The sequence below is a fragment of the Streptomyces sp. NPDC041108 genome, assembly GCF_055592645.1.
The window spans coordinates 347,456-371,491 of sequence record NZ_JBVIYK010000006.1; the positions used below are offsets into that span (position 1 = coordinate 347,456).

The following is a 24,036-nucleotide window of genomic DNA, read 5'->3' on the forward strand; positions in this document are numbered from 1 at the left end:
CAGGGCAGGGCTGTGTTGCGGTGTCGGTGCGGGCCGCGCATAGTTGCGCTGCGAACAGGTCGGAACCGGGGGTGACGTGGGTGATGGCCGGGCACGCGACCGAGGAGCATCCGCACGGGGCCGACCGGCTCTGCGCGGCCGGGGACCGCGTGTACTCCCGAGCCGTACGCCGGGGACGCGTCCCGCGCGAGGACGCCGACGCCGTGCCCTGTCTTCTCGAACTCGCCCTGCTGCATCCCGACCCCGACGACATGGGCTGGCTGGTGCCCACCTCCCCGCAGGAGGTCATGACCCGGCTGCTGCGCGGCGTCCACGCCGAGGTCAGTGCCAGCCAGGCCCGGATGGGCGCGGCGGTCGACGCCGTCGAGTGGTACGCGGGACTGGGCAGTTCGCGCATGCGGACGCCGGCGGAGAGTTCGGCGATCCGGGTGCTCGACGGGCTGGCCCGGATCCGGGCGGCGATCGACGAGGCCACCGACCGCTGCACCGCCGAGGTGCTGACCGTGCAGCCGGGCGGCATCCGCCGCGAGGACGAGCTGCGCGAGGGGCTGCACCGGGCGCTGGCGATGTGCCGCCGCGGGGTGCGGATGCGGGACCTGTACACGCATGTGGCCCGGCACGGGCAGGGCCTGCACAACTACATGGAGCTGATGGGGGAGTCGGCCGAGGCCCGCACCCTGGACGAGGTCGTGGAGCGCCTCATCGTCTTCGACCGGACGGTGGCCTTCATCCCCGCCAACACCGACCGCACCATGGCCCTGGAGATCCGCCACCCGGCGCTGGTGGAGTACTTGGTCACCGTCTTCGAACGGCTGTGGCGCCTCGGTGTGCCGCTGGCCGCGTCCCTCCCCTCGGCCGGCGTCGCGGGCATCACGCACCGGGAGCGGTCCATCGCGGCGCTGCTGGCGGAGGGCCACCAGGACGCGGTGGTCGCCGAGCGGCTCGGCATCAGCGTCCGCACCTGCCGGGCCCACATCGCCCGCCTCTCCGAGCGCCTCGGCGCGGCCAGCCGCACGCAACTGGGCGTCCGCATCGCCGCGGCCGGCCTGGACGGCCCGCCCCGCTCGACCTCGCCGGACGACCTGCCCGCCCCCGCTGCCGCCGAGTCGAGTGCGACTCCTACAGCCCCGTGCCCTCCTGCTTGAGGATGCCGGACTCCGCGATGCGGTAGCCGAGCTGCGCCCGGCTGCCGCTGCCCAGGGCCGTCGCCAGCTTCGCTATGTGGGCGCGGCAGGTGCGGACGTTCATGCCGAGGCGCCGGGCGATGGCCTCGTCGACGTGGCCCTCGACGAGCAGCTTGGCTATGGAGTGCTGGATGTCGGTGATGCCGTCGGGGGCGGTCTCGTAGGGGGCGCCGGCGGTGAGGGGCACGGCGCGGCCCCACATGAACTCGAAGACCTTGACCAGGTAGCGCACAAGCCCCGGGTGTCTGAGTTCCAGGGCGACCTGCTGGTCGTCACGGGTGGGTATGAAGGCGACGGTGTCGTCGCAGATGATGAGGCGCTCCACGAGCTCGTCGATGGTGCGGTACTCGACCTTGCCGTCGGACAGCCGGGCCACGTAGGCCAGCTTCTCCGGGCTGTGCCGGGCGGTGTGTTGATAGAGAGTGCGGATCCGCACACCACGTTCGATCAACGGTCTGTCACGTTCCAGCCCCTGGAGCAGGTTGCGCTCCGATATGCGGTTGCTCGGCTGAACCGTGAGCACCTCGGTCTGACACTCGGCGGTGGCGAGGTTCAGTGCCGCCTGGATCCGCTCGCCGCCTTCCAGGACCGTGATCGCGTGTGTCGGGGTCGACACCTGAGCGCTGAGCGCCATGAACGGTTCGAAAGCGTCGGTGAGCTCGATCGAACGCCGCCGGAATTCGGTGATCTCGCGCTCTATCGGGTTGAGCCGCTGGGCCAGTGCGACCGAAGGGGGAACGGGGCGGAGCCAGTTCGCGTCATCGGGATCGGGGTGGAGGAGGGGGAACTCCATGAGGCAGGGGGCGGCACCCGCCTCCTCGCGAGCGATGCGTCCCGTCCGCAGTGCGTGTGCGTAGAGACGTGCTCCGTCGTCGCACAGATCAGCCACCGTGTGGGGATGTGCCGATTTAGCCCGATTTTCCACCTAATCTCCACCCCCCAGGGTCCTGAACATGCAGGAACATGATGCATTGATTATGTGGCCATGACGTGCCCGAATGAGCCATCGTCGTACTCGACGGGGGAAGAGGGGACCTTCAAGTGAGGACGAAGCCGACTATGCGCAAGAGAATGCTTCGCTCGGTGCTTGTCGCCGCCTTCTCCACCGTTTTCATCTTCGGAGCGCTGAGTGGTTTCTCCGATGCGAAGGGTGATATCCGCGCGGACACCAGTTGGCCGGCGGGGGCGGATTCGACAACACAGACGCGTGCCGTGGACACCAGCTGGCCGGTGCCTCCGGCTGATGATGGTGCGGTGAGCTGATGTGACCACTCCTCCCGACGACCGTTCCTTCCGCCGCGAGATGGCCACCGCCTATCGCTCCGGTTGGCACTTCATCGACCTGGCCACCGCCATCCCCCACAGCGGTGACTCGTTGATGGTGACCGTGTTCGGCGAACCGGTGGTGGTGACCCGGGACGAGGACGAGGACATCCGGGCGTACCGATGTCTGCGGCGACCGCGCGGCGCGCCGCAGCCAGTGCGGTGTGCCGTTCGGTACGGGATGGTCTTCGTCAATCTCGACCAGCGCGACCACCGGCTCGCCGAGCCGGAGACCCCGGCCTCCACGGCCGTTACAGCCACCCCCCGCAGTGCCTGAAGCGATTCCCCCGTCGTTTCAAATCGCTCAGGCGCTTCCCCCCAGCAGCGGCGTCACCGTGACCTGAACACGGTGACGCCGCTGCAGGCTTACGGGGACATTTCTGGATGTCCGCCGGTATCGGTGCGGGCCCGCCCGCTCGTCCATCTGTCCGAAAAATGGTCGACCGGCAGGGGACGGTGACCGTCAGCCGCGCCCCAGCGCTCCGGTCAGTTCGATCTCGATGACGACCCGGAGCGGGTTCGGCCGAGGCTGTCTGCCGTAGCGTTCCGCGTACCGCCGCTCCGCCTCCGCGACCCGCTCCCGGTCCTCGTACACCCGGCCGAGCCCTTCCAGGGTGGCCCAGCGCGCCCCCTCCATCTGGCACACCGCGACCCGCGCGCCCCCGGCGCCCGCAGCGCGCACGTGCCGTGCCTTCGCGCTCCCCGAACGGGTGATCACCCGAGCGATCCGGGCCTCCGGGTCGTATGTGACCCCGACGGGCACCACATGGGGGCTGCCGTCGGCGCGGAGGGTGGTCAGGGTGCACAGGTGGCGCTCCCGCCAGAAGGCGAGGTACGCGGCATCGGGGTCACCGGGGTCCACTCGATATGTACTCACGGCCTGGAATCTAGCGGGAATGCGGGATACCCGGTCCCCAGGGGCTCCGGGGCTCCCGGGGCCATCGGCCCCCGTCGCCGCCGGAACCCTCCCCGCGCCACACTTGAGTGGAATAGACTCAACTTTATGTACGTTGCCCAAGTCACCGTGACCGACGCAACGGCTGACGCAACGGCCGACGCCAGGAGGGAAACGCGAACGTGGACGCCGAGCTGACCAACAGGAGCCGGGACGCGATCAACGCGGCCAGCAACCGGGCCGTGTCCGAGGGACATGCCGACTTCACCCCCGCCCACCTGCTGCTGGCTCTGCTCCAGGGGCAGGAGAACGAGAACATCACCGACCTGCTCGCCGCCGTCGACGCCGATCAGGCGGCCGTGCGCGCGGGCGCGGAGAAGATCCTGGCCGGTCTGCCCAGCGTGACCGGCGCCACCGTGTCGCCGCCCCAGCCCAACCGTGAGCTGCTGAGCGTGGTCGCCGAGGCCCAGGCCAAGGCGAAGGAGCTGGGCGACGAGTACGTCTCCACCGAGCACCTCCTGATCGGGATCGCCGACAAGGGCGGCCAGGCCGGGGACGTACTCTCCCGGCAGGGGGCGAACGCCAGGAAGTTGCAGGAGGCGTTCCAGAAGGCAAGGGGAGGACGCCGGGTGACCACCGCCGATCCGGAGGGCCAGTACAAGGCCCTGGAGAAGTTCGGGACCGACTTCACCGCCGCCGCGAGGGAGGGGAAGCTGGACCCCGTCATCGGCCGGGACCAGGAGATCCGGCGCGTCGTGCAGGTGCTCTCCCGCCGGACCAAGAACAACCCCGTCCTCATCGGTGAGCCCGGCGTCGGCAAGACCGCCGTCGTCGAGGGGCTCGCCCAGCGGATCGTCAAGGGCGATGTGCCCGAGTCGCTGAAGAACAAGCGGCTGGTCTCGCTCGACCTCGGCGCCATGGTCGCCGGGGCCAAGTACCGGGGTGAGTTCGAGGAGCGGCTGAAGACGGTCCTCGCCGAGATCAAGGACTCCGACGGCCAGATCATCACCTTCATCGACGAGCTGCACACCGTCGTCGGCGCGGGCGCCGGCGGCGACTCCGCCATGGACGCCGGCAACATGCTGAAGCCGATGCTGGCCCGCGGCGAGCTGCGCATGGTCGGCGCGACGACCCTCGACGAGTACCGGGAGCGCATCGAGAAGGACCCGGCGCTGGAGCGCCGCTTCCAGCAGGTGCTGGTCGCCGAGCCGACCGTCGAGGACACCATCGCGATCCTCCGCGGCCTCAAGGGCCGGTACGAGGCCCACCACAAGGTCGTGATCGCGGACGCGGCCCTGGTCGCCGCCGCCACCCTCTCCGACCGGTACATCACCTCCCGCTTCCTGCCCGACAAGGCCATCGACCTCGTCGACGAGTCCGCCTCCCGGCTCCGGATGGAGATCGACTCCTCGCCCGTCGAGATCGACGAGCTGCAGCGGTCCGTGGACCGGCTCCGCATGGAGGAGATGGCCCTCGACAAGGAGACCGACGCCGCCTCCCGCGAGCGCCTGGAGCGGCTGCGCCGCGACCTCGCCAACAAGGAGGAGGACCTGCGGGGCCTCACCGCCCGCTGGGAGAAGGAGAAGCAGTCCCTCAACGCCGTCGGTGAACTCAAGGAGAAGCTCGACGAGTTGCGCGGCCAGGCCGAACGCGCCCAGCGCGACGGCGACTTCGACACCGCCTCCAAGCTCCTCTACGGCGAGATCCCCACCCTGGAACGGGCGTTGGAGGAGGCGTCCGAGGCCGAGGAGGAGGCCGCCGCCTCCAAGAACACCATGGTCAAGGACGAGGTCGGCGCCGACGACATCGCCGACGTCGTCGCCTCCTGGACCGGCATCCCGGCCGGCCGACTGCTGGAGGGCGAGACCCAGAAGCTGCTCCGCATGGAGGACGAGCTGGGCCGCCGCCTGATCGGCCAGACCGAGGCCGTACGGGCCGTGTCCGACGCCGTACGCCGGTCCCGCGCGGGCATCGCCGACCCCGACCGCCCCACCGGCTCCTTCCTCTTCCTCGGCCCGACGGGCGTCGGCAAGACGGAGCTGGCGAAGGCGCTGGCCGACTTCCTCTTCGACGACGAGCGGGCCATGATCCGCATCGACATGTCGGAGTACGGCGAGAAGCACAGCGTCGCCCGGCTCGTCGGCGCGCCCCCCGGGTACATCGGCTACGAGGAGGGCGGCCAGCTCACCGAGGCCGTCCGCCGCCGCCCGTACTCCGTCGTGCTGCTGGACGAGGTGGAGAAGGCGCACCCCGAGGTCTTCGACATCCTCCTCCAGGTGCTGGACGACGGCCGCCTCACCGACGGACAGGGCCGAACGGTCGATTTCCGCAACACGATCCTGATCCTCACCTCGAACCTGGGCAGCCAGTACCTGGTCGACCCGGTCACCACCGAAGCGGTGAAGAAGCAGCAGGTCATGGACGTGGTGCGGGCCTCCTTCAAGCCGGAGTTCCTCAACCGCCTCGACGACCTCGTCGTCTTCTCCGCCCTGGACAAGGCGGAGCTGGAGCGCATCGCCAAGCTGCAGATCGACCGCCTGTCCAAGCGTCTCGCCGAACGCCGTCTCACCCTGGAGATCACGCCCGAGGCCCTGACCTGGCTCGCCGACGAGGGCAACGACCCGGCATACGGGGCACGCCCGCTGCGCCGCCTCGTCCAGACCGCCATCGGCGACCGCCTCGCCAAGGAGATCCTCGCCGGCGAGGTCAAGGACGGCGACACGGTCCGCGTGGACACGTTCGGCGAGGGTGAAGGGCTGATCGTGGGCCCGGTCCCGTCGATGGAGAAGAAGCCGTGACCGGGATGGATCAGGGGTACCCGAAAGGTTCCCCGCCACGCTCGTAGCTGAATCCCCCGGCGGATCCGGCCAAGGGCGACGAACCGCGCGGGGCGGGGGTTGCCACCCCCCGCCCCGCATGGGAGAGGATGGCGGAATCCGTACGAAGGGAAAATCACGGTGAGCATCGACCCGTCCTCGATTCCGAACTTCGGGGGCCAGCCCGAGCCGCAGCCCCAAGGGCCGGCGGGCCCCGTCGTTCCGGATCAGGACCTTGTGAAGCAGCTCCTGGACCAGATGGAGCTGAAGTACGTCGTCGACGACGAGGGTGACCTCGCGGCGCCGTGGGAGGAATTCCGCACGTACTTCATGTTCCGAGGCGAGGGCGACCAGCAGGTCTTCTCGGTGCGCACGTTCTACGACCGCCCGCACCAGATCGACGAGAAGCCGTCTCTGCTGGAGACCATCGACGACTGGAACCGCCGCACCCTGTGGCCCAAGGTCTACAGCCACACGCACGACGACGGCACGGTCCGCCTCATCGGTGAGGCCCAGATGCTGATCGGCACCGGCGTCAGCCTGGAGCACTTCGTCTCGTCGACGGTCAGCTGGGTGCGGGCCGCCATCGAGTTCGACAAGTGGCTCGTGGAGACCCTCGGCCTGGCCGAGGGCGTCGACGAGGCCGACAAGCCCAAGGACGACGAGGGCGACGCCGACGGGGAGTAGTCGCCGTCGAACGCCCCGCAGACCTCCGAGAGCCCGGCCAGGGCGCCCGCCGCACGGCGGTGCGCCAGGGCCGGGCTCTCGCCGTCCGGCCGTCCCGCGTCAGAACGCCGACTTGAGCCGCTTGGCCGCCTCCTCCAGCACCTCCGTGCGCTGCAGTCGTCGAAGACATGGGCAGCTGGAAATCGCAGCGCTCATGGTAGGCAACCCGCCTTACCTGACGGGTCTCACCAGCACTGCAAGGGGCCGATGCGGGTTTCCTCTTCGAGGCTGAGTCGATCATGGCCGCATGGAAGGGGTCCACCGAAGAGCAGCGACGCGGGTTGCTGGCGCTGGCCCTGGACGGGGTTTGCGTGCGGCGGAAGTTCGGGGCAGGACGCACAAAGGTGACGGCGGACCGCTTCCACTACGCGTGGGCCGGATTCACGCGGGTGGTCGATCTGCCGCAGGTGAGCGCCGAGTAGGCAATAGGCGCCTGTCTGAGCCCCCTCCAGTACTGCGGCCGGTGGTTTCACGGTGAGTGAGCAGCAAGTAGGCGACCTCTCGTACGGGTCGACCGGTACGCCCTTGACCTCAAGTCCAGTTGAGTTTCTACGGTCGGTCTCGTCGAACCGGCTCAGACAACGACAGGGGTTTCGGCCATGGAGTACTCGCACAGCGACACCGACCTGATCAAACAGCCCATCGGCTACTGGAGTTGGGCGGCCTATAAGGCCGTCATCGCCCGCACCCGGGCCGCCCTCGCCGGGATCGGCACCACCCAACCGCAGTGGTGGGCCCTCGCGCAGGTCGCAGGCGCCGACACCGTCAAGACCCGTGACGAAGTGTCCCGCCTCCTTCGGAACTATCTCGACACCGGCCCAGAAACCATGGAGTCAGAGATCGACACGATCATCGCCCGGGGCTGGGTCACCGAGGATGCCGAGGGACGCCTGGGCATCACGGCTGAGGGCAGGGCGTTCTATGACAAGGCCGCAGCCCTTCAGGACGAGCTCTGGGCGGAACGGCACGCGGGTATCTCCGACGAGGAGTACCTGACCGCCCTCAAGGTGTTGCAGCGGTTCATCCACAACACGGGTGGGCGAGCTTGGCACCACTAGTGTTACGGCCGGTGGTTTCACGGTGAGTGAGCGTGGGCTGTTCGGGTGCGGTAGTGGCTGGCGCGGGCTCGGGTCTGGTGGCGGGACCCGCCGGTTACTTACCGGCCCCGGTCACCCTCGCCCCCGAGGGGTGGCCGGGGCTCTCACGCGGACGCTGAGCGCCGGCTACCTAGCCCTTGCCCCGTGTGCGCCGGTGGGAGCGCTGAGCCGATCCGCTGGTGAGTCTCCGGCCCGTCGGCTGCCCCGTCCGTGTGCCCTCCCGGGGCTACTTCTTAAGGGTCGACAGCCTCTCGATCGCTGCGCGCAACTTGTCGGTGTGCTTGCAGAACGCGAACCGCACGAACGGCGCGCCGGCCTCACGGTGGTCGTAGAAGACCGCGTTGGGGATGGCGACGACTCCGGCCCGCTCGGGCAGGGCCCGGCAGAAGGCGAAGCCGTCGGTCTCGCCCAGGGGGCGGATGTCGGTGGTGATGAAGTACGTGCCGGCGGTACGGAACACCCCGAAGCCGGCGTCCGCGAGCCCCGCCGCGAGCACGTCACGCTTGGCGAGCATGTCCGCGCGGAACGCCTCGAAGTAGCTGTCCGGCAGCGCGAGGGCCTCGGCGACGGCGTACTGGAACGGCCCGGACGCCACATAGGTCAGGTACTGCTTCGCCGAGCGCACGGCGGTCACCAGCGCGGGCGCGGCCGTCACCCAGCCGACCTTCCACCCCGTGAAGGAGAAGGTCTTGCCCGCGGACCCGATGGTGACGGTCCGCTCCCGCATCCCCGGGAACGTGGCGAGCGGCAGGTGCTCGGCCTCGTCGAAGACCAGGTGCTCGTACACCTCGTCCGTCACGACCAGCAGATCCCGCTCGACGGCCAGCTCGGCGATCGCGGTCAGCTCCGCACGGGTGAGGACGGTGCCGGTCGGGTTGTGCGGCGTGTTGATCAGCAGCAGCCGGGTCCGGTCGGTGACGGCGGCCCGCAGTTCGTCGAGATCCAGCCGGAAGCGGCGCCCCCGGTCTCCCTCACCGGATCCGTCGGCGGTTCCCTCGGACGGCCGTAGCGTCACCGGTACGCGCGTCCCGCCCGCCATCGCGATGCAGGCCGCGTACGAGTCGTAGTACGGCTCCAGGGCGACCACCTCGTCGCCCGGCTCCAGCAGCCCCAGCAGGGCGGCCGCGATGGCCTCCGTGGCACCCGCCGTGACCAGGACCTCCGTGTCCGGGTCGAACTCCAGCCCGTACCGCCGCCGCTGGTGGTCGACGATCGCGCTCCGCAGCTCGGGGACGCCCGGCCCCGGCGGGTACTGGTTGCCCCGGCCGTCGCGCAGCGCCCGTACGGCGGCCTCGAGGATCTCCTCGGGGCCGTCGGTGTCCGGGAAACCCTGGCCCAGGTTGATGGACCCGGTCCGCAGGGCGAGCGCCGACATCTCGGCGAAGATCGTCGTTCCGAACTCGGCGAGCCGCCGGTTCTGCGCCGGACGAGGGGTGCGGGCGGAGCTTGCGCTGGAGGTCATGGCCGTCATCCTGCGACGAACCTCTGGAGTTCCTCAACTTCGCTTTGAGCGGTGAGACGGGAGGGCATCCCCCCGTCACGCAGGACTCACGGGGGGCCTGCAGGGGGAGTGAAAGGCAGGTCCGGAGATGGACGTCGTCTTCTTCGTCATCGTGGGCGCGGTCGTTCTGATCAGCGTCGTTTCAAGTGCCGGCCGCGGTTCGCGGCCGGGCCGCCGGCGTTCGCACAGCTGGTGGGCGGACGGCCGGTCGTCCCACCACCGCAGCGGGGGCTCGTCGTGCGGCGGAGGGTCCTCCTGCGGTGGCGGGTCCTCCTGCGGCGGAGGGTCCTCCTGCGGTGGCGGCGGCGGTGGTGGCTGCGGCGGCGGAAGCTGACCGCGGCGGCGTCGCGACACAGGAGGGGGCGGCGTGACCGTGGACGAGGACATGAGGCTGCTGCTCGTGGTCTGGGCCGTGTACGCCGTGGTCTTGACGGTGATCGTCGTCGTGGCCCGCAGGCGCGGCGGGCGTCGCGGCGCGGGTCGCGGCGGGCGGCGCAGTTGGTGGGCGGACGGCGGGGGAGCGCCGGGGGGCTCGTCGGGTGGTTCGTCGTGCGGGGGCGGGGGCGGGGGCTCCTGCGGCGGTGGCTGCGGGGGCGGAGGGGACTGAAAGATGGTCGAGATATTTCTGGTGTTCGGCGTCCTGGTGTTCTTCGCCCTGGCGATGCTCGCCTCGCTGGTGGTGCCGATCGTCGTACTCGTCACGCGGGGCGGGTTCGGGGGCCGGCCCGGTCTCGGAGTGCCCCGGTCGCCGCGACGGCACGACAGCCGGTGGGCGGGTGCCGCACCGTCCCCGTGGCCCTACGGGGACGGCGACTGGGCCGGTCACGGTCACGGGCACGGGCACGGGCCCGGCGATGGTGGCGGTCACGGTGATGGTCACGGTGACTCGTCCTCGTGCGGCGGTGGCGGCGGCTCGTCCTGTGGGGGAAGCTCGTCCTCCTCCTGCGGTGGCGGCGGCGACTGACCTCGCGAGAGGCAAGCTCTGGACTTGCTCAACTCGGCTTTGAGCGGTCCGCGGCGGGGGAATCCCCGCGACACGCAAGTGAGCGAGGCGCCCACGGGGGGCCGCTTCGGGGGACTCGGAAGAGAGAGGGGAGGGTGACGCCATGAACGCGATCGCGGTGATCGGCATCATCCTGGTGGTGGTCTGTGCGGTGCTGGCGCTCATCGTGGCCGACAGCCGCCGCAGGACACGCGCGGCACGGGCGGGGGCCCGGGGCGGCAGGTCGTCCGGCCGGGGCGGCAGCGCCCAGCGCAGCGCCCACCGCAACGGCGGCCGCGGCGACAGCGGCTCGTCGAGCAGCAGTGACAACAGCTGGTGGGTGCTGGGGGCGGCCGGCGTCGGGGACAGTGGCTCGTCCCACTCCTCCTCGAACGACGACCGGGGTTCGTCGTCCGGGGGCTCGTCGTGCGGCAGCAGCTCCTCGTCGTGCGGTAGCAGCAGCTCGTCCTGTGGCGGGGGGTCCTCCTGCGGTGGCGGTGGCGGGGGCGGATGCGGGGGAGGCAGCTGACAGGGGGGCAGTGGAGGCAGCCGACACGGGGCAGCTGAGCTCCACGACACGAGCGCCCGCCGGACTTCCCGGCGGGCGCTCGTGTGTAGGACCGCGCGGACGGGGCAGGCGGCCCGGTGTGCTTCACGCTGATCGTGGGCCCGCGCGCGGGTAGCACTTCTGTTCACGCCTGGGTACGCCGGGTGGGCCCGGTTGTCCGACGGGCGCGCCCCCGTGTTCGCGCGCCTGGCTCGGTGGGCGCGTGGGGAGTGTGTCGACCGACGGGGCGTACGCCTGGTTGAACAGTTGAGCTGGGCTGCCCTCGGGGGGATGGAAAGCACGCCAACTTGGGTAAAAACGCTGTGGTTGCACCACAGTTCATGATTCCCTATAAATCGCCAACGCAGCCCCCGGACGTCCCTCCCGGCAGGCCTGACGCGGCTGACCGGACCGACTGGGACGTCGTCCTCACCCGACCTGGCTGACCGGGCCACGATTCCCGGTGCGGACCGGGGTGCGCCGGACCCACTCCTCTTCATCGTTGCGTCGCTGCGGAGCCGACCCATGCTCACGACCCTGAACACCGCCTACACCGACACGCGCGCGGCAGACCTCGCCTGGGCCCTGGGCCGCGAGCCGCTGCCCGCGCTCGCCACGCTCGATCTCGAACTCACCGGCGCGAAGCTGCAGTTGCGGCTGCTCGGCGCGTCCCACCAGGTGCTTCTGGAGGAGGAGCGGGGCAGTCACTGCTCGGAGACGGTCGCCTGCATTCCGGGGTCCAGCACACCCCTTCCGCTCGGCGTGGCCAAGCGGGTGGACGACTGGGAGTACGAATTCGCCGCCCGCGTCGAGGTGCTGTCACCGGGTTCCTTCGCCGGCCGCGCCCAGGAACTGCTGGCCCTCGTCTCCGACCACCCGCACGGTCTGGCGGGGGTCTTCCCCGGCAGCCCGCACGCCTTCACGGCGATGCTCGCGCAGCGGTACGAGGGGCAGGTGCACTGGCGTACGTGGCACGCGTATCCCCAGGACGGACAACTGGTCGCGACACGAACGAGGGTGGGCGTCCGGGTGCCGGTGACCGCGTGACCGCGTGACCGCGTGAGCGCGTGAGCGCGTGAGCGAGGGTGCCGGTGGGGGCGGCGAGGGGTGGGGTGGGTCCGGTGGACGCCGGGTGCGCGCGACGGTCGAACATGGCGCCCACCGGACCCACCACCCGAACTCCCGCGCTATCCGGCCCCCGGCGCGGCGTCGTAGACCACCCGTGTGGGTGACCCGACGGAGCGCGACCGTGACGGTAGCGTGCCAGGAGTGATCGAGCCGCACGCCCCCGCACCCCCTGGCGCCCCTCCCCCCTGGCGCGGCGACCGAGGCCCGGGCGCCCAGGCGTGGTTACCGGTCCGCCCGGGAGTCGGCCGCTTCCTCGTCCTCGCCGGCGTCTTCGTCTGCGCCGCCTGCGGACTCGTGTACGAGCTGGAACTCGTCGCCCTGGCCTCGTACTTGATCGGGGACTCGGTCACCCAGGCCTCCGTGGTCCTGTCGGTCATGGTGTTCGCCATGGGCATCGGCTCCCTCGCCGCCAAACGCCTCTGCCCTCGCGCCGCCCTCGGCTTCGGCGCCATCGAGGCCGCCCTCGCCCTGGTCGGCGGCTGCAGCGCCCTCGCGCTGTACGCGGCGTTCGCCTGGACCGGCGACTGGGGCGGCATGTGGGCGAGCGGCTCCCGCTACCTCCTCGTCGCGTTCTCCCTGGCCATCGGCCTGCTCATCGGTGCCGAGGTCCCGCTGCTGATGGAGCTGATCCAGCGCATCCGCCGCCAGGACGCCGTCGGCACGGTCGCCGACCTCTTCGCGGCTGACTACGTGGGCGCGCTGGTCGGCGGCCTGGCCTTCCCCTTCCTCCTGCTGCCCTGGCTCGGCCAGCTGACCGGCGCCCTGCTCACCGGCACGGTCAACGCCCTGGTCGGCGGCGCCCTCGTCCTCGGACTGTTCCGCCACGACCTGACCCGCCGCGACCGCCGGCTGCTGCTGGCCGCCAATCTCGCCGTCCTCGGCCTCCTGGCCACCGCCGCCGCACACGTCGACGACTTCGAGCGTGCGGCCCGGCGCGCCGTGTACGGCAAGGACGTACAGGTCGCGCTGCAGACCGACGTCCAGGAGGTCGTCCTCACCGGCGGCAGGGACGGCCGTCCGCTCGCCCTCTTCCTCGACGGCCGCCTGCGCATCAGCGGCCGCGACGAACAGCGCTACCACCGGGCGCTCGTCCGCCCGGCCATGGACGCCGGACCCCATGCCCGCGTCCTCGTCCTCGGCGGCGGCGACGGCCTCGCCGCCCGCGAAGTGCTCCGCCACGAGGACGTCCGCCGGGTGGACATCGTCGAACTCGACCCCGGCGTGGTGCGTCTGGCCCGCACGAACCCCGCGCTCTCCGCCCTGAACGGCCACGCCTACGCCGACGCCCGCGTCCGCGTCGTCACCGAGGACTCCTTCGCCTGGCTGCGCGGCGCCCGTCCGGCCCGGCCTTACGACGTCGTGATCTCGGACCTTCCCGATCCCGGCATCACCGCGAGCACGAAGCTCTACTCGCGGGAGTTCTACGGCCTGGCCCGTGAGGTCCTGGCCCCTGACGGCCGCATGGTGGTGCACGCGGGCCCGGTCTCGTCCCGGCAGCGGATCTTCTGGACGGTCGACGCGACCGTACGCTCCACCGGCCTGCGCACCACGCCCTACCGGGTCACCGTCGTCGCCCCGGGCTTCGTCACCGGCCCCGACCGCACGGCCCACACCTCCCGCGCGCCCCACGACTGGGGCTTCGTCCTGGCGACCCGGCCCGGCGCGGGTCGGCCCCCGTCACCGGACCTCGGCAGCGGGGCCGTCCGGCTCGACGCCGCCGACCGGATGCCGGGCCTGCCACCGTCGACGCTGGTGCACCCGAGGTACACCGGCTGAGCCGGGAGAGGCGACAGGGGTGGGTGAGGTGAGTGAGGTCGGTGAGGTGCGAGAGGGTGCGCGAGGCGCGCGAGGCGTTCGGGCCGTATGGGGCCGGGTGGGGCGGAATACGAGCAAGAACGCGTATGTACGGGTGCGGTGCCGCGCCACGTGGGTAGGCTCGGATTCCATGGAGCATGAGGTGTTCGTTCCGGTACCCGTCGGTCGCCTCCGGGAGGCGCTGTCCGACCCCGAGCGGGTGGCCCGAGCGGTCCCCGGGCTCCAGCAGGACGCGGGCACCGCGCCCGTCGCCGGCCGCATGAAGGTGCGCGTCGCCGGCCACACCATCACCTATCGCGGCACCCTCCGCGTCACCGCCCAGGACGACGGTTCCTACGCCGTGGAGGGCGACGCCACCGAGGCCCGGGGTACGGGCACCGTGCAGCTCGCCCTGACCCTCCGCCTCACCCCGGCCCCCGAGGGCACCACCCTCACCTGCGCGGGCACGGCCACCGCCGACGGCCGTATCACCGAACTCCCGGCCGACTCGGTGTCCTCGGCGGCGACACGGCTGCTGGGACGGTTCGCGGAGAACCTGGCGACGACGGCCGAGACAGAACCGAAGCCCGCGGCCGACAGCGCCACCGACACCGCGACCGGCACCGGCAGCGACACCGGCACCACGGCCGAAGCAGCCCCAGAACTCGCAGACACCGCAGATACCCCTGACACCTCTGACACCTCTGACACCTCTGACACCCCTGACGAGCCCCCCGCCTCCGTCTTCGAGACCGACGTCCCGCCCTCCGCCCTGGAGTCCTTCGACGAGGAGGACTTCGTCGCCGGGGGCGAGCCGCCGGCGGAGGCCGCGCACGCCCGCCGGACGATGATCGGCCGGAGCGCGGAGGAGGTGGACCACGCGCCGCCCCGCGGCCGCTACGCCCCGGTCCCGGCCCCCGAGCCCGTCTCCGCGAGCGCCACCCTCCGCTGGGCCGCGCCCGCGGCGGCCCTCGCCGTGGCCTCCGCCATCATCGTGACCCGGGCTCTGCGCAGGCGCCGCTGACGACACCGGCCCCGGGTGGCCAACTCCTCGGCGGGGTCGGCCAGTAGGGTCGAGGGGTGAGTAGCGAAGAGATCACGTTGGCCGCGGGTGACGCGGAGGTGGTGCTCGCACCAGCGAACGGCGGCCGGGTGGCGGGCCTGCGGGTCGGTGGGGCCGAACTGCTGCGGCAGGGCGAGCGGTTCGGGTGCTTCCCGATGGTGCCGTGGTGCGGACGCATCCGCGAGGGACGGTTCCGTGACGGCGGCACCGTACGGCAGATGCCCCTCAACGCCCCGCCGCACGCCATCCACGGCACCACCCGCGAGGGAGCCTGGCGCGTCGCGAGCCACGACGGCACCGAGGCCGTCCTCACCTACGACCTCGTCGAGCCCTGGCCCTACCCCGGCCGCGTCACCCAGGTGGTGACCCTCACCCCGGACGCCCTCACCCTCACCATGTCCGTCGAGGCGTACGACTCCTCCTTCCCGGCCCAGATCGGCTGGCACCCCTGGTTCAACCGGAGCCTGGACGGCGACGGCGAGGACGTCACGGTCGACTTCACGCCCGCCTGGCAGGAGGAGCGCGGCGCGGACCATCTGCCCACCGGCAACCGCCTCGACCCCCGGCCCGGCCCCTGGGACGACTGCTTCGGCATGCCCGGCGGCGTGGACGTCACCCTCACCTGGCCGGAGCGGCTGGAACTGAAGGTCGCCTCCCGCGAGGAGTGGGTGGTGATCTACGACGAGCAGGCGGAAGCCGTGTGCGTCGAACCCCAGACCGGGCCGCCCGACGGCCTCAACACCCACCCCCGGCTGGTCACCCCCATCGACCCCCTCGAAGCCACGACGACCTGGACCTGGCGGAGCCTGTGAGCGGACCACGGGTGCGGGGGCGTGCAGGCGGACGCGGGGGCGGGGCGCGCGGGGGCGTATAGCGGGCGTACAGGCCCCCCTTAAGCTGGCTGCCATGACTGACGTGGACGTACGTGGATCTTTGCTGCAGCAGATCAAGGACAAGGCCGTGGTGCACGGCAGGGTGACCCTGTCGTCGGGTCTGGAGGCGGACTACTACGTCGACCTGCGCCGCGTCACCCTCGACGGCGAGGCCGCCCCGCTCGTCGGTCAGGTGCTGCTCGACCTGACCGCCGACCTGGACTTCGACGCGGTCGGCGGGCTCACGATGGGCGCCGACCCCGTCGCCGGCGCGATGCTGCACGCGGCCGCCGCGCGGGGCCGCCGGCTGGACGCGTTCGTCGTCCGCAAGGCCGCCAAGGCCCACGGGCTGCAGCGGCGCGTGGAGGGCCCGGAGATCAGCGGTCGTCGCGTCCTCGTCGTCGAGGACACCTCCACCACCGGCGGCTCCCCGCTGGCCGCCGTCGAGGCCGTGCGCGAGGCCGGGGCCGAGGTCGTCGCCGTCGCCACCATCGTCGACCGGGCGACCGGCGCCGCCGAGAAGATCGAGAAGGGCGCCGGGGTCCCGTACCTCTTCGCGTTCTCCAAGGACGAGCTGGGCCTGGACTGACGGCCGCCGGCCCGGGGGGAATCCCGAGGTCAGGGGTTACCGACGAGTTCTGGACGCCCTGACCGGAGCATCGGGTCCCGTCTGGAAGGATGGGGCCGACGATGACGTCGCAACCCTAGGTCAGGGACCGTAAGCACAACGCCACCCGCACATACAAGGAGCGGACCATGCCCATCGCAACCCCCGAGGTCTACAACGAGATGCTCGACCGGGCGAAGGCAGGCAAGTTCGCCTACCCGGCCATCAACGTGACCTCGACCCAGACGCTGCACGCCGCGCTGCGGGGCTTCGCGGAGGCGGAGAGCGACGGCATCGTGCAGATCTCGACCGGCGGTGCCGAGTTCCTGGGCGGCCAGTACAGCAAGGACATGGTGACGGGCTCCGTCGCCCTGGCCGAGTTCGCGCACATCGTGGCCGAGAAGTACCCCGTCACGGTCGCGCTGCACACGGACCACTGCCCGAAGGACAAGCTGGACGGCTACGTACGTCCGCTGATCGCGGTGTCGGAGGAGCGGGTCAAGGCCGGCCGCAACCCGCTGTTCCAGTCCCACATGTGGGACGGCTCGGCCGAGACCCTCGCCGACAACCTCTCCATCGCGCAGGAGCTGCTCGCCCGCGCCGCCGCCGCGAAGATCATCCTTGAGGTCGAGATCACCCCGACCGGCGGCGAGGAGGACGGCGTCTCCCACGAGATCAACGACTCCCTCTACACGACGGTCGACGACGCGATCCGTACGGCCGAGGCGCTGGGCCTGGGCGAGAAGGGCCGCTACCTGCTGGCCGCGTCCTTCGGCAACGTCCACGGTGTCTACAAGCCGGGCAACGTCGTCCTGCGCCCCGACCTCCTCAAGGAGCTGAACGAGGGCGTGGCCTCCCGCTTCGGCAAGGAGTCCCCGTTCGACTTCGTCTTCCACGGCGGCTCGGGTTCGACGGAGGAGGAGATCCGCACCGCCCTGGAGAACGGCGTCGTCAAGATGAACATCGACACCGACACCCAGTACGCCTTCACGCGTCCGGTCGCCGCCCACATGTTCCAGAACTACGACGGCGTCCTGAAGGTCGACGGCGAGGTCGGGAACAAGAAGACGTACGACCCCCGCACCTGGGGCAAGCTCGCGGAGGCGTCGATGGCGGCCCGCGTCGTCGAGGCGTGCGGCAACCTGCGCTCCGCCGGCACGAAGATCAAGTAGCCCGACCGGGCCCGGACCGACCCGGGCCCCGGCTCGGGCCGCGTACCACCGCCCCTGCCCGCAGCCGCGCACGCGACTGCGGGCAGGGGCGTGTCCATGCCCGCGCCGCGCGTCTGCGCCTCCCTCTTCGGCGCCGACTCCGCTCCCGTACCGTCCCCATACCGCTCCCGTACCGCTCCCGTACCTGGCCCGGACGCCCGGCGCGCGGCATGATGCGGACCATGGCCGATGTACGTCTTGCCTCCGCCCAGGGCAAGTGGATCCTGCTGACCACGGTGCTCGGCTCCAGCATGGCCATGCTGGACTCGACGGTCGTCAACGTGGCCCTTCCGCGCATCGGCCTCGACCTGGACGCCGACCTCGCGGCCCTCCAGTGGACCGTCAACGCGTACATGCTGACCCTCGCCGGTCTGATCCTTCTCGGCGGCGCGCTGGGCGACCGTTTCGGCCGTCGCAAGGTGTTCGTCGTGGGCGTCGTGTGGTTCGCCGCGGCCTCGCTGCTGTGCGGCATCGCCCCGAACGGCGGGGTGCTGATCGCCGCCCGAGCCCTCCAGGGCGTCGGCGGCGCCCTGCTCACCCCCGGGTCGCTCGCGCTCATCCAGGCGTCGTTCCACCGCGAGGACCGGGCGAAGGCGGTCGGCCTGTGGTCCGGCTTCGGCGGCATCGGCGCGGCCGTCGGCCCGTTCCTGGGCGGCTGGCTGGTCGACGGCCCCGGCTGGCGCTGGGTCTTCCTCCTGAACGTCCCCCTGGCCCTCCTCTGCGTCCCGATCGCCGTCCGCCACGTACCGGAGTCGGCGGACAGCCGCAGCCACGACCGGGGCTTCGACATCCTGGGGGCGGTGCTCGGCGCCGCGTCGCTCGCGTTCATCACCTACGCGCTGATCGAGGCCAGGGCGGGCACGCTCGCGGTCGCGGTCACGGCGCTCGCCGGCGTGGCGACGGCCGTGGCCTTCGTCCGCGTCGAACGTCACCGCCCCGACCCCATGATGCCGCCGGAGATGTTCGCGTCCCGCCAGTTCACGGCGGTCAACATCGTCACCCTGTTCGTGTACGCGGCCTTCGGCGGATTCTTCTTCCTCGCCGCCCTGCAGCTCCAGGTGGTCTCCGGATACTCCGCCCTGGGCGCCGGCACGGCCCTGCTCCCCATCACCGTCCTGATGCTGCTGCTCTCCGCCCGCGCGGGTGCCCTCGGCGAACGCATCGGCCCCCGCATCCCCCTCACCGTCGGCCCCCTGCTGTGCACGGCGGGTGTGCTGCTGATGCTGCGCGTGGGCCCCGACGCCGTGTACGCCACCGACGTGCTCCCCGCCCTGCTGGTCATGGGCCTCGGCATGGTCACCCTCGTGGCCCCGCTGACCGCCACCGTCCTCGCCTCGGTCTCCACCGACCACGCCGGTGTCGCCAGCGGTATCAACAACGCCGCCGCCCGGGCCGCGGGCCTGCTGGCCGTGGCGGCGCTGCCGCTGATCGCCGGGATGGGCCCGGAGGCATACCGCTCACCCACCCAGTTCGACAGCGCGTTCGACAAGGCCATGCTCGCCTGCGCCCTGGCCCTCCTGGCCGCCTCGGCCCTCGCCTTCGCCACGGTCCGCCGCCCCACCCCCGACTGCCACCACCCCGAATGCCGCACCCACGGCTGCGTGACGACGCCCCCGCTGGAGGGCACGCCGAACGGGGAGACGCGGGAGGCCTAGTGACGGATCTCCGTGGACGCCGCGGAGATCCGTCAGAAGGGCCGTGGGGGGCGCGGCCCCGACGGCGGCCCGGGGCGCGGCCCCGAGGGGGTACGGGGCACGGCCCCGAGGGTGCGGGGAGACTGCCCCGGCCGGGTGCGGCGAGACCGCCCCGGCCGGGTGCGGGACACCCGCTCGGGGCGCGAGATCTGCCCCCACCCGACGAACCCGACCCCCGGCATGGGCCAGACTGGAACCCATGACGATTCACGAAAACCTTCTCGGCGGCCCACCCCCGACGCACCTCCCCGACGCCCCGGAACCCCGCGAGCTCCTCGCCAACGGCACGCCCCCGGCCGACGTCGCCGCCAAGTACCCCACCTCCTCCCTCGCCTGGGCCCAGCTCGCCGACGAGGCGTACGAGCGGGGCAGCGTCGTGGAGTCGTACGCCTACGCCCGTACGGGCTACCACCGGGGCCTGGACGCCCTGCGCCGCAGCGGCTGGAAGGGCCACGGGCCCGTCCCCTGGGAGCACGAGCCGAACCGCGGCTTCCTGCGCGCCCTGCACGCCCTGGCCCGCGCCGCGGGTGACATCGGCGAGCAGGAGGAGTACGAGCGCTGCTCCCAGTTCCTGAAGGACTCCTCCCCGACGGCGGCGCAGACGCTGGGCTGAGCCGCCGGGCCGAGTGGCTGAGCTGAGCCGCCAGGCCGAGTGGCTGAGCCGAGTCGCCGAGCTGAGCCACTGAGCCGATCGAAGGATTGTTCGGGCAGGTCCGCCTGGTGTGACCAGGCGGACCTTGCGGTGCGGGGGTGGTATCACCGAACATGCCGGTGGGGACCGGGGCCCCCGTGTCGGAATTCGGCAGGGGCGGACCGCTACCCGGAGCACACATCAGGAGACAGCGATGTCCCTCACGGCTCAGCCCCACGAGGCTTCGGAGCCCGAGACCCCGCATCTCGACTTCCAGGGCACGACCCCGTACGAGGACTACGTCCAGGCGGACGTCCTCACCCACCTCCAGCACCCCCTCTCCGACGACCCCGGCGAGATGGTCTTCCTGGTCACCACCCAGGTCATGGAGCTGTGGTTCACCGTCATCGTCCACGAGTGGGAGACCGCGACCGCCGCGATCCGTGACGACGACGTGGCCAGGGCGAAGGACGCCCTGAAGCGTTCCGTCCGCGAGCTGGAGGCCCTGACCGCCTCCTGGAAGCCCCTCGGCCAGCTCACCCCGGCCCAGTTCAACTCCTACCGGGCCGCCCTCGGCGAGGGCTCCGGCTTCCAGTCGGCGATGTACCGCCGGATGGAGTTCCTGCTCGGCGAGAAGTCCGCCTCGATGCTCGTCCCGCACCGGGGCGCCCCCCGCGTCCACGCCGAGCTGGAGAAGGCGCTGCACGAGCCGAGCCTCTACGACGAGGTCCTGCGGCTGCTGGCCCGCCGCGGCCACGCGATCCCCGAGTCCGTCGTACGCCGTGACGTCTCCCAGCGCTACGAGCCGTCCCCCGAGGTCGAGGCGGTGTGGACCGAGCTGTACTCCGGCGATCCGGACCACGAACTCGCCCGCCTCGGCGAGGCGTTGACCGACGTCGCCGAACTCGTCTGGCGCTGGCGCAACGACCACCTCGTCGCCACCCGCCGTGCGATGGGCTCCAAGGCCGGCACGGGCGGCTCCGCCGGTGTGGCCTGGCTGGAGAAGCGCGCCCGGAAGAACGTCTTCCCCGAGCTGTGGACGGCGCGCTCCCATGTCTGACATCACCGCATCCAGCACTGAACTGATCGCACGGGCAAAGGAGTTGGACGCGGCCGACGCACTGTCCGGCCGGCGTTCCCGCTTCGTCCTCGACGACGCCGTCTACCTCGACGGCAACTCGCTCGGCGCGCTGCCGGCGGCGGTCCCCGGACGGCTCATGGACGTCGTCCACCGCGAGTGGGGCGAACTGCGCATCCGCTCCTGGGACGAGAGCGGCTGGTGGACCGCGCCCGAGCGGATCGGCGACCGTATCGCCCCGCTGGTGGGCGCCGCGGCGGGCCAGATCGTGGTCGGCGACTCCACGAGCGTCAACGTCTTCAAGGCGGTCGTGGCGGCGGTACGGATGGCGGACGAGGACTCCGCCTCCGCCGGCGGCCGCGACGAGATCCTGGTCGACGCGACGACGTTCCCGACGGACGGCTACATAGCCGAGTCGGCGGCCCGGATGACCGGCCGTACCCTGCGCCCGGTGACCCCGGCGGAGGTCCCGGCCGCCCTGAGCGACCGTACGGCCGCCGTCCTGCTCAACCACGTCGACTACCGCACTGGCCGCCTCCACGACCTCCCCGCCCTGACGGCGGCGGTCCACGAGGTCGGCGCGTACGCCGTCTGGGACCTCTGCCACAGCGCGGGCGCCCTGCCCGTGGGCCTGGACGAACACGGGGTCGACCTCGCGATCGGCTGCACCTACAAGTATCTGAACGGCGGCCCCGGCTCCCCGGCCTACCTCTACGTCCGCCGGGACCTGCAGCCCCGTTTCGACTCACCCCTCCCCGGCTGGACCTCCCACGCCGCCCCCTTCGCCATGCGCCCGGCCTACGAGGCCGCGGCAGGGGCTCCCCGGGGCCGGGTCGGCACGCCCGACATCCTGTCGATGCTGGCCCTGGAGGCGGCGCTCGACGTCTGGTACGAGGGCGGCGACGGCGGCTGCGCCGCGGCCGGGGAGACGATCGACGCGGTCCGCGCCAAGTCCCTCGCTTTGACGGACTTCTTCCTGCGCTGTGTGGCGGCGTACGTCCCCGAGGGCCGGGTCGAGTCCCTCACCCCGGTCGCCCACGCGGAGCGCGGCAGCCAGATCGCCCTGCGCTGCGACGACGCCGGTGACGTCATGAAACGCCTCATCCACCGGGGTGTCATCGGCGACTTCCGCCACCCCGACGTCCTCCGCTTCGGCTTCACCCCGCTCTACGTCACCTTCGCGGACGTGGAACGGGCGGCGCGCGTGCTGGCGGAGACGCTGGGGGAGGCGGGGTAGCGGGGGCGGCCCTGCTGTCCGAGGGGGGGGTTCGGTCGTTCCGGCGGCGGGGGTCCGCTGCCGCCGGAACGTCGGGGGACTCGCTGTCGGGGCGGCGGGGGATCCGCTGCCGGAACATCGGAGGATCCGCTGCCGGAACGTCGGGGGATCCGCTGCCGGGGCGCCGAGAGATCCGCTGCCGAGGGGCCGGGGATCGTCCTGGTGGGGGGCAGTCGGGCCGTGAGGTGTGCGGCGGGTGGGCTCGGCGGCGCCGGGGTGAGTGAACCCCACGGCCCTCCAGCCCCCCGACCCTCATGCCCCCGGCCCCCCGACCCTCATGCCCCTGGCCCCCCGACCCTCATGCCCCTGGCCCCCCGACCCTCATGCCCCGGCCCTCCCTCGCAGTTCCGCCCAGCCCTCGGCGTGGGCCTCTCTGCAGCCCGCGCCGCCCCGCCCAGGGCTCCTGACCCGGCGTCACATCCCGGTGTCGACGCACGTCACGGGCCTGATACCGTCCCCGCCAACGGCAGGCGCCCCCTTTCCCAAGCATGCGCCCGCCCAAACCCTTCCAAATCCGTTTCACCCGAGAGGTTGGCGCATGCCGGACGACGACGCCGCAGCCCGCGATGCCGCCGAAGAGGCATCCGCCTTCTCGCACCCGCCGGTCGCCCCGGACGCCACGGCCGCCTACGGCGACCACCCCGACCAGGTGATCGACTTCTACGCCCCCCGCACATCCGCCGCGGCTGAGGGCGCGGGCGCGGACGCGGGAGCGAGCGCCGGGGCGGGCGCGCCCTCCGGGGCCCCCGTGATCGCGGTCCTGCACGGCGGCGCCTGGCGAGCCCCGTACGACCGGCACCACATCACCCCCTTCGCGGACTTCCTCGCCCGCCACGGCTTCGCGGTGGCCAACATCGAGTACCGGCGAGGAAGCTCGATCCCCGCCCAGAGCGGCCTCAACGGCACCCCTGGTCCGACCGCCGGCCGCTGGCCGGAGACGTTCGACGACATCGCCGCCGCCCTCGACGCCCTGCCGGACCTCGTCCGCGCGGCCCTCCCGCAGGCGGACCCCCGCCGTACGGTCGTCACCGGTCACTCCGCCGGCGGCCACCTCGCCCTGTGGGCGGCCGCCCGCCACGTACTCCCGCCCGACACGCCCTGGCGCACCTCCCGCCCCGCCCCTCTCCGCGGAGTCGTCGCCCTGGCCCCGATCGCCGACTTCGCCGTGGCCGAGAAGCTGGAGGTCTGCGGCGGCGCGGCCGGTCAACTACTCGGCGGCCAAGGGAAGTTCACCGAGCGTCGGCCCTACGCCGACCCCGCGCTCCTCCTCCCGACCGGCATCGCCACCACCCTCGTACAGGGCCGCTCCGACATCGTCGTCCCGCAGGCCGTCGCCGAGGCGTACGCCGACGCCGCGGCCAGGGCGGGCGAGGTCGTGGGCCTCACGCTGCTGGAGGACGTGGGTCACTTCCCGCTCATCGACCCGGCGGCGGACGCGTGCGCGGTGGTGGTCGAGGAGATCGCCCAACTGGCCTGGTGAACGGGGTCCGTCAGGGGGGTGTCCGCCAGGGTGGTGTCCGCCTTGGCGGTGTCCGTCACGGTGTCGTCCGTCACGGTCCCGTCCCTCACGGCGGGGCCTGTCATCGCGGCGTCCGCCACGGCCATGCCCCG

Annotated in this window: 24 protein-coding genes; 21 read left to right on the forward strand and 3 right to left on the reverse strand. The window is 71.9% G+C overall.

The window, feature by feature from the left end:
* The first annotated feature begins 83 nt into the window (after nucleotides 1-83).
* Nucleotides 84-1,145 carry a helix-turn-helix transcriptional regulator gene (locus ACZ6BB_RS19695; protein ID WP_471616441.1) on the forward strand — a complete coding sequence of 354 codons (1,062 nt, stop codon included), beginning with the start codon at nucleotides 84-86 and terminating at the stop codon, nucleotides 1,143-1,145.
* On the opposite strand, the gene ACZ6BB_RS19700 is transcribed toward ACZ6BB_RS19695, so the two are convergent.
* Nucleotides 1,120-2,073, reverse strand: a complete 954-nt coding sequence (locus ACZ6BB_RS19700) for a helix-turn-helix transcriptional regulator (protein ID WP_471616442.1) — start codon at nucleotides 2,071-2,073, stop codon at nucleotides 1,120-1,122. The two genes, ACZ6BB_RS19695 and ACZ6BB_RS19700, sit on opposite strands and share 26 nt — an antisense overlap.
* Nucleotides 2,074-2,243: 170 nt before the next feature.
* Between ACZ6BB_RS19700 and ACZ6BB_RS19705 the strand changes: the two genes are divergently transcribed.
* Both ACZ6BB_RS19705 and ACZ6BB_RS19710 read left to right on the forward strand, forming a co-directional pair.
* Nucleotides 2,244-2,447, forward strand: a complete 204-nt coding sequence (locus tag ACZ6BB_RS19705; protein WP_471616443.1) for a hypothetical protein — start codon at nucleotides 2,244-2,246, stop codon at nucleotides 2,445-2,447.
* Between the two features lies 1 nt (nucleotide 2,448).
* The gene (locus tag ACZ6BB_RS19710; RefSeq protein WP_013001918.1) at nucleotides 2,449-2,784 is read left to right on the forward strand and encodes a Rieske (2Fe-2S) protein; all 336 of its coding nucleotides are present in this window, start codon (nucleotides 2,449-2,451) and stop codon (nucleotides 2,782-2,784) included.
* Between the two features lie 186 nt (nucleotides 2,785-2,970).
* On the opposite strand, the gene ACZ6BB_RS19715 is transcribed toward ACZ6BB_RS19710, so the two are convergent.
* Entirely contained in the window at nucleotides 2,971-3,384 is a 414-nt protein-coding gene (locus ACZ6BB_RS19715; RefSeq protein ID WP_471616444.1) for a pyridoxamine 5'-phosphate oxidase family protein, read from the reverse strand.
* A gap of 200 nt (nucleotides 3,385-3,584) precedes the next feature.
* Here ACZ6BB_RS19715 and clpB point away from each other — a divergent pair, with 200 nt between their 5' ends.
* The 4 genes from clpB to ACZ6BB_RS19735 all read left to right on the forward strand — a co-directional run bounded on the left by clpB (nucleotide 3,585) and on the right by ACZ6BB_RS19735 (nucleotide 8,002).
* Entirely contained in the window at nucleotides 3,585-6,200 is a 2,616-nt protein-coding gene (clpB, locus tag ACZ6BB_RS19720) for an ATP-dependent chaperone ClpB (protein ID WP_471616445.1), read from the forward strand.
* A gap of 159 nt (nucleotides 6,201-6,359) precedes the next feature.
* Nucleotides 6,360-6,905 carry a YbjN domain-containing protein gene (locus tag ACZ6BB_RS19725; protein WP_471616446.1) on the forward strand — a complete coding sequence of 182 codons (546 nt, stop codon included), beginning with the start codon at nucleotides 6,360-6,362 and terminating at the stop codon, nucleotides 6,903-6,905.
* Between the two features lie 278 nt (nucleotides 6,906-7,183).
* Nucleotides 7,184-7,366, forward strand: coding sequence for a hypothetical protein (locus ACZ6BB_RS19730; RefSeq protein WP_471616447.1), 183 nt, complete (start codon nucleotides 7,184-7,186; stop codon nucleotides 7,364-7,366).
* Between the two features lie 177 nt (nucleotides 7,367-7,543).
* Entirely contained in the window at nucleotides 7,544-8,002 is a 459-nt protein-coding gene (locus tag ACZ6BB_RS19735; RefSeq protein ID WP_471616448.1) for a MarR family winged helix-turn-helix transcriptional regulator, read from the forward strand.
* A 265-nt stretch (nucleotides 8,003-8,267) separates the two neighbouring features.
* Here ACZ6BB_RS19735 and ACZ6BB_RS19740 read toward each other — a convergent pair whose 3' ends face one another.
* On the reverse strand, nucleotides 8,268-9,512 hold the full coding sequence (locus ACZ6BB_RS19740; RefSeq protein WP_471616449.1) for a pyridoxal phosphate-dependent aminotransferase: 1,245 nt from the start codon (nucleotides 9,510-9,512) through the stop codon (nucleotides 8,268-8,270).
* A 397-nt stretch (nucleotides 9,513-9,909) separates the two neighbouring features.
* On the opposite strand from ACZ6BB_RS19740, the gene ACZ6BB_RS19745 reads away from it, so the two are divergent.
* The 14 genes from ACZ6BB_RS19745 (at nucleotide 9,910) to ACZ6BB_RS19810 (ending at nucleotide 23,905) form a co-directional block, all read left to right on the forward strand.
* Nucleotides 9,910-10,149, forward strand: a complete 240-nt coding sequence (locus ACZ6BB_RS19745) for a hypothetical protein (protein ID WP_471616450.1) — start codon at nucleotides 9,910-9,912, stop codon at nucleotides 10,147-10,149.
* Between the two features lie 3 nt (nucleotides 10,150-10,152).
* Nucleotides 10,153-10,506 (forward strand): hypothetical protein, encoded by a 354-nt coding sequence (locus ACZ6BB_RS19750; protein WP_471616451.1) that lies wholly within the window; start codon nucleotides 10,153-10,155, stop codon nucleotides 10,504-10,506.
* Nucleotides 10,507-10,648: 142 nt separating this feature from the next.
* Entirely contained in the window at nucleotides 10,649-11,053 is a 405-nt protein-coding gene (locus ACZ6BB_RS19755; protein WP_471616452.1) for a hypothetical protein, read from the forward strand.
* A gap of 543 nt (nucleotides 11,054-11,596) precedes the next feature.
* Nucleotides 11,597-12,118 carry a DUF2617 family protein gene (locus tag ACZ6BB_RS19760; RefSeq protein WP_471616453.1) on the forward strand — a complete coding sequence of 174 codons (522 nt, stop codon included), beginning with the start codon at nucleotides 11,597-11,599 and terminating at the stop codon, nucleotides 12,116-12,118.
* Between the two features lie 222 nt (nucleotides 12,119-12,340).
* Complete coding sequence (locus ACZ6BB_RS19765; protein WP_471616454.1) at nucleotides 12,341-13,975, forward strand: polyamine aminopropyltransferase; 1,635 nt, start codon at nucleotides 12,341-12,343, stop codon at nucleotides 13,973-13,975.
* A 169-nt stretch (nucleotides 13,976-14,144) separates the two neighbouring features.
* Nucleotides 14,145-15,017 carry an SRPBCC family protein gene (locus tag ACZ6BB_RS19770; protein WP_471616455.1) on the forward strand — a complete coding sequence of 291 codons (873 nt, stop codon included), beginning with the start codon at nucleotides 14,145-14,147 and terminating at the stop codon, nucleotides 15,015-15,017.
* Nucleotides 15,018-15,073: 56 nt separating this feature from the next.
* On the forward strand, nucleotides 15,074-15,868 hold the full coding sequence (locus ACZ6BB_RS19775) for an aldose epimerase family protein (protein WP_471616456.1): 795 nt from the start codon (nucleotides 15,074-15,076) through the stop codon (nucleotides 15,866-15,868).
* Between the two features lie 94 nt (nucleotides 15,869-15,962).
* Nucleotides 15,963-16,517 (forward strand): orotate phosphoribosyltransferase, encoded by a 555-nt coding sequence (gene pyrE / locus ACZ6BB_RS19780; protein ID WP_013001905.1) that lies wholly within the window; start codon nucleotides 15,963-15,965, stop codon nucleotides 16,515-16,517.
* Nucleotides 16,518-16,684: 167 nt separating this feature from the next.
* A complete protein-coding gene (gene fbaA / locus ACZ6BB_RS19785) occupies nucleotides 16,685-17,707 on the forward strand; it encodes a class II fructose-bisphosphate aldolase (protein WP_319366426.1) in 1,023 nt (340 codons plus the stop codon).
* A gap of 221 nt (nucleotides 17,708-17,928) precedes the next feature.
* The gene (locus ACZ6BB_RS19790; RefSeq protein WP_471616457.1) at nucleotides 17,929-19,401 is read left to right on the forward strand and encodes an MFS transporter; all 1,473 of its coding nucleotides are present in this window, start codon (nucleotides 17,929-17,931) and stop codon (nucleotides 19,399-19,401) included.
* A gap of 238 nt (nucleotides 19,402-19,639) precedes the next feature.
* A complete protein-coding gene (locus tag ACZ6BB_RS19795; RefSeq protein ID WP_471616458.1) occupies nucleotides 19,640-20,053 on the forward strand; it encodes a DUF3151 domain-containing protein in 414 nt (137 codons plus the stop codon).
* Between the two features lie 232 nt (nucleotides 20,054-20,285).
* Nucleotides 20,286-21,131, forward strand: coding sequence for a tryptophan 2,3-dioxygenase family protein (locus ACZ6BB_RS19800; protein WP_471616459.1), 846 nt, complete (start codon nucleotides 20,286-20,288; stop codon nucleotides 21,129-21,131).
* Nucleotides 21,124-22,386 (forward strand): kynureninase, encoded by a 1,263-nt coding sequence (gene kynU, locus ACZ6BB_RS19805; RefSeq protein WP_471616460.1) that lies wholly within the window; start codon nucleotides 21,124-21,126, stop codon nucleotides 22,384-22,386. The genes ACZ6BB_RS19800 and kynU overlap by 8 nt, the downstream gene beginning before the upstream one ends.
* Nucleotides 22,387-22,963: 577 nt before the next feature.
* Entirely contained in the window at nucleotides 22,964-23,905 is a 942-nt protein-coding gene (locus tag ACZ6BB_RS19810; RefSeq protein ID WP_471616461.1) for an alpha/beta hydrolase, read from the forward strand.
* Nucleotides 23,906-24,036 lie beyond the last annotated feature (131 nt).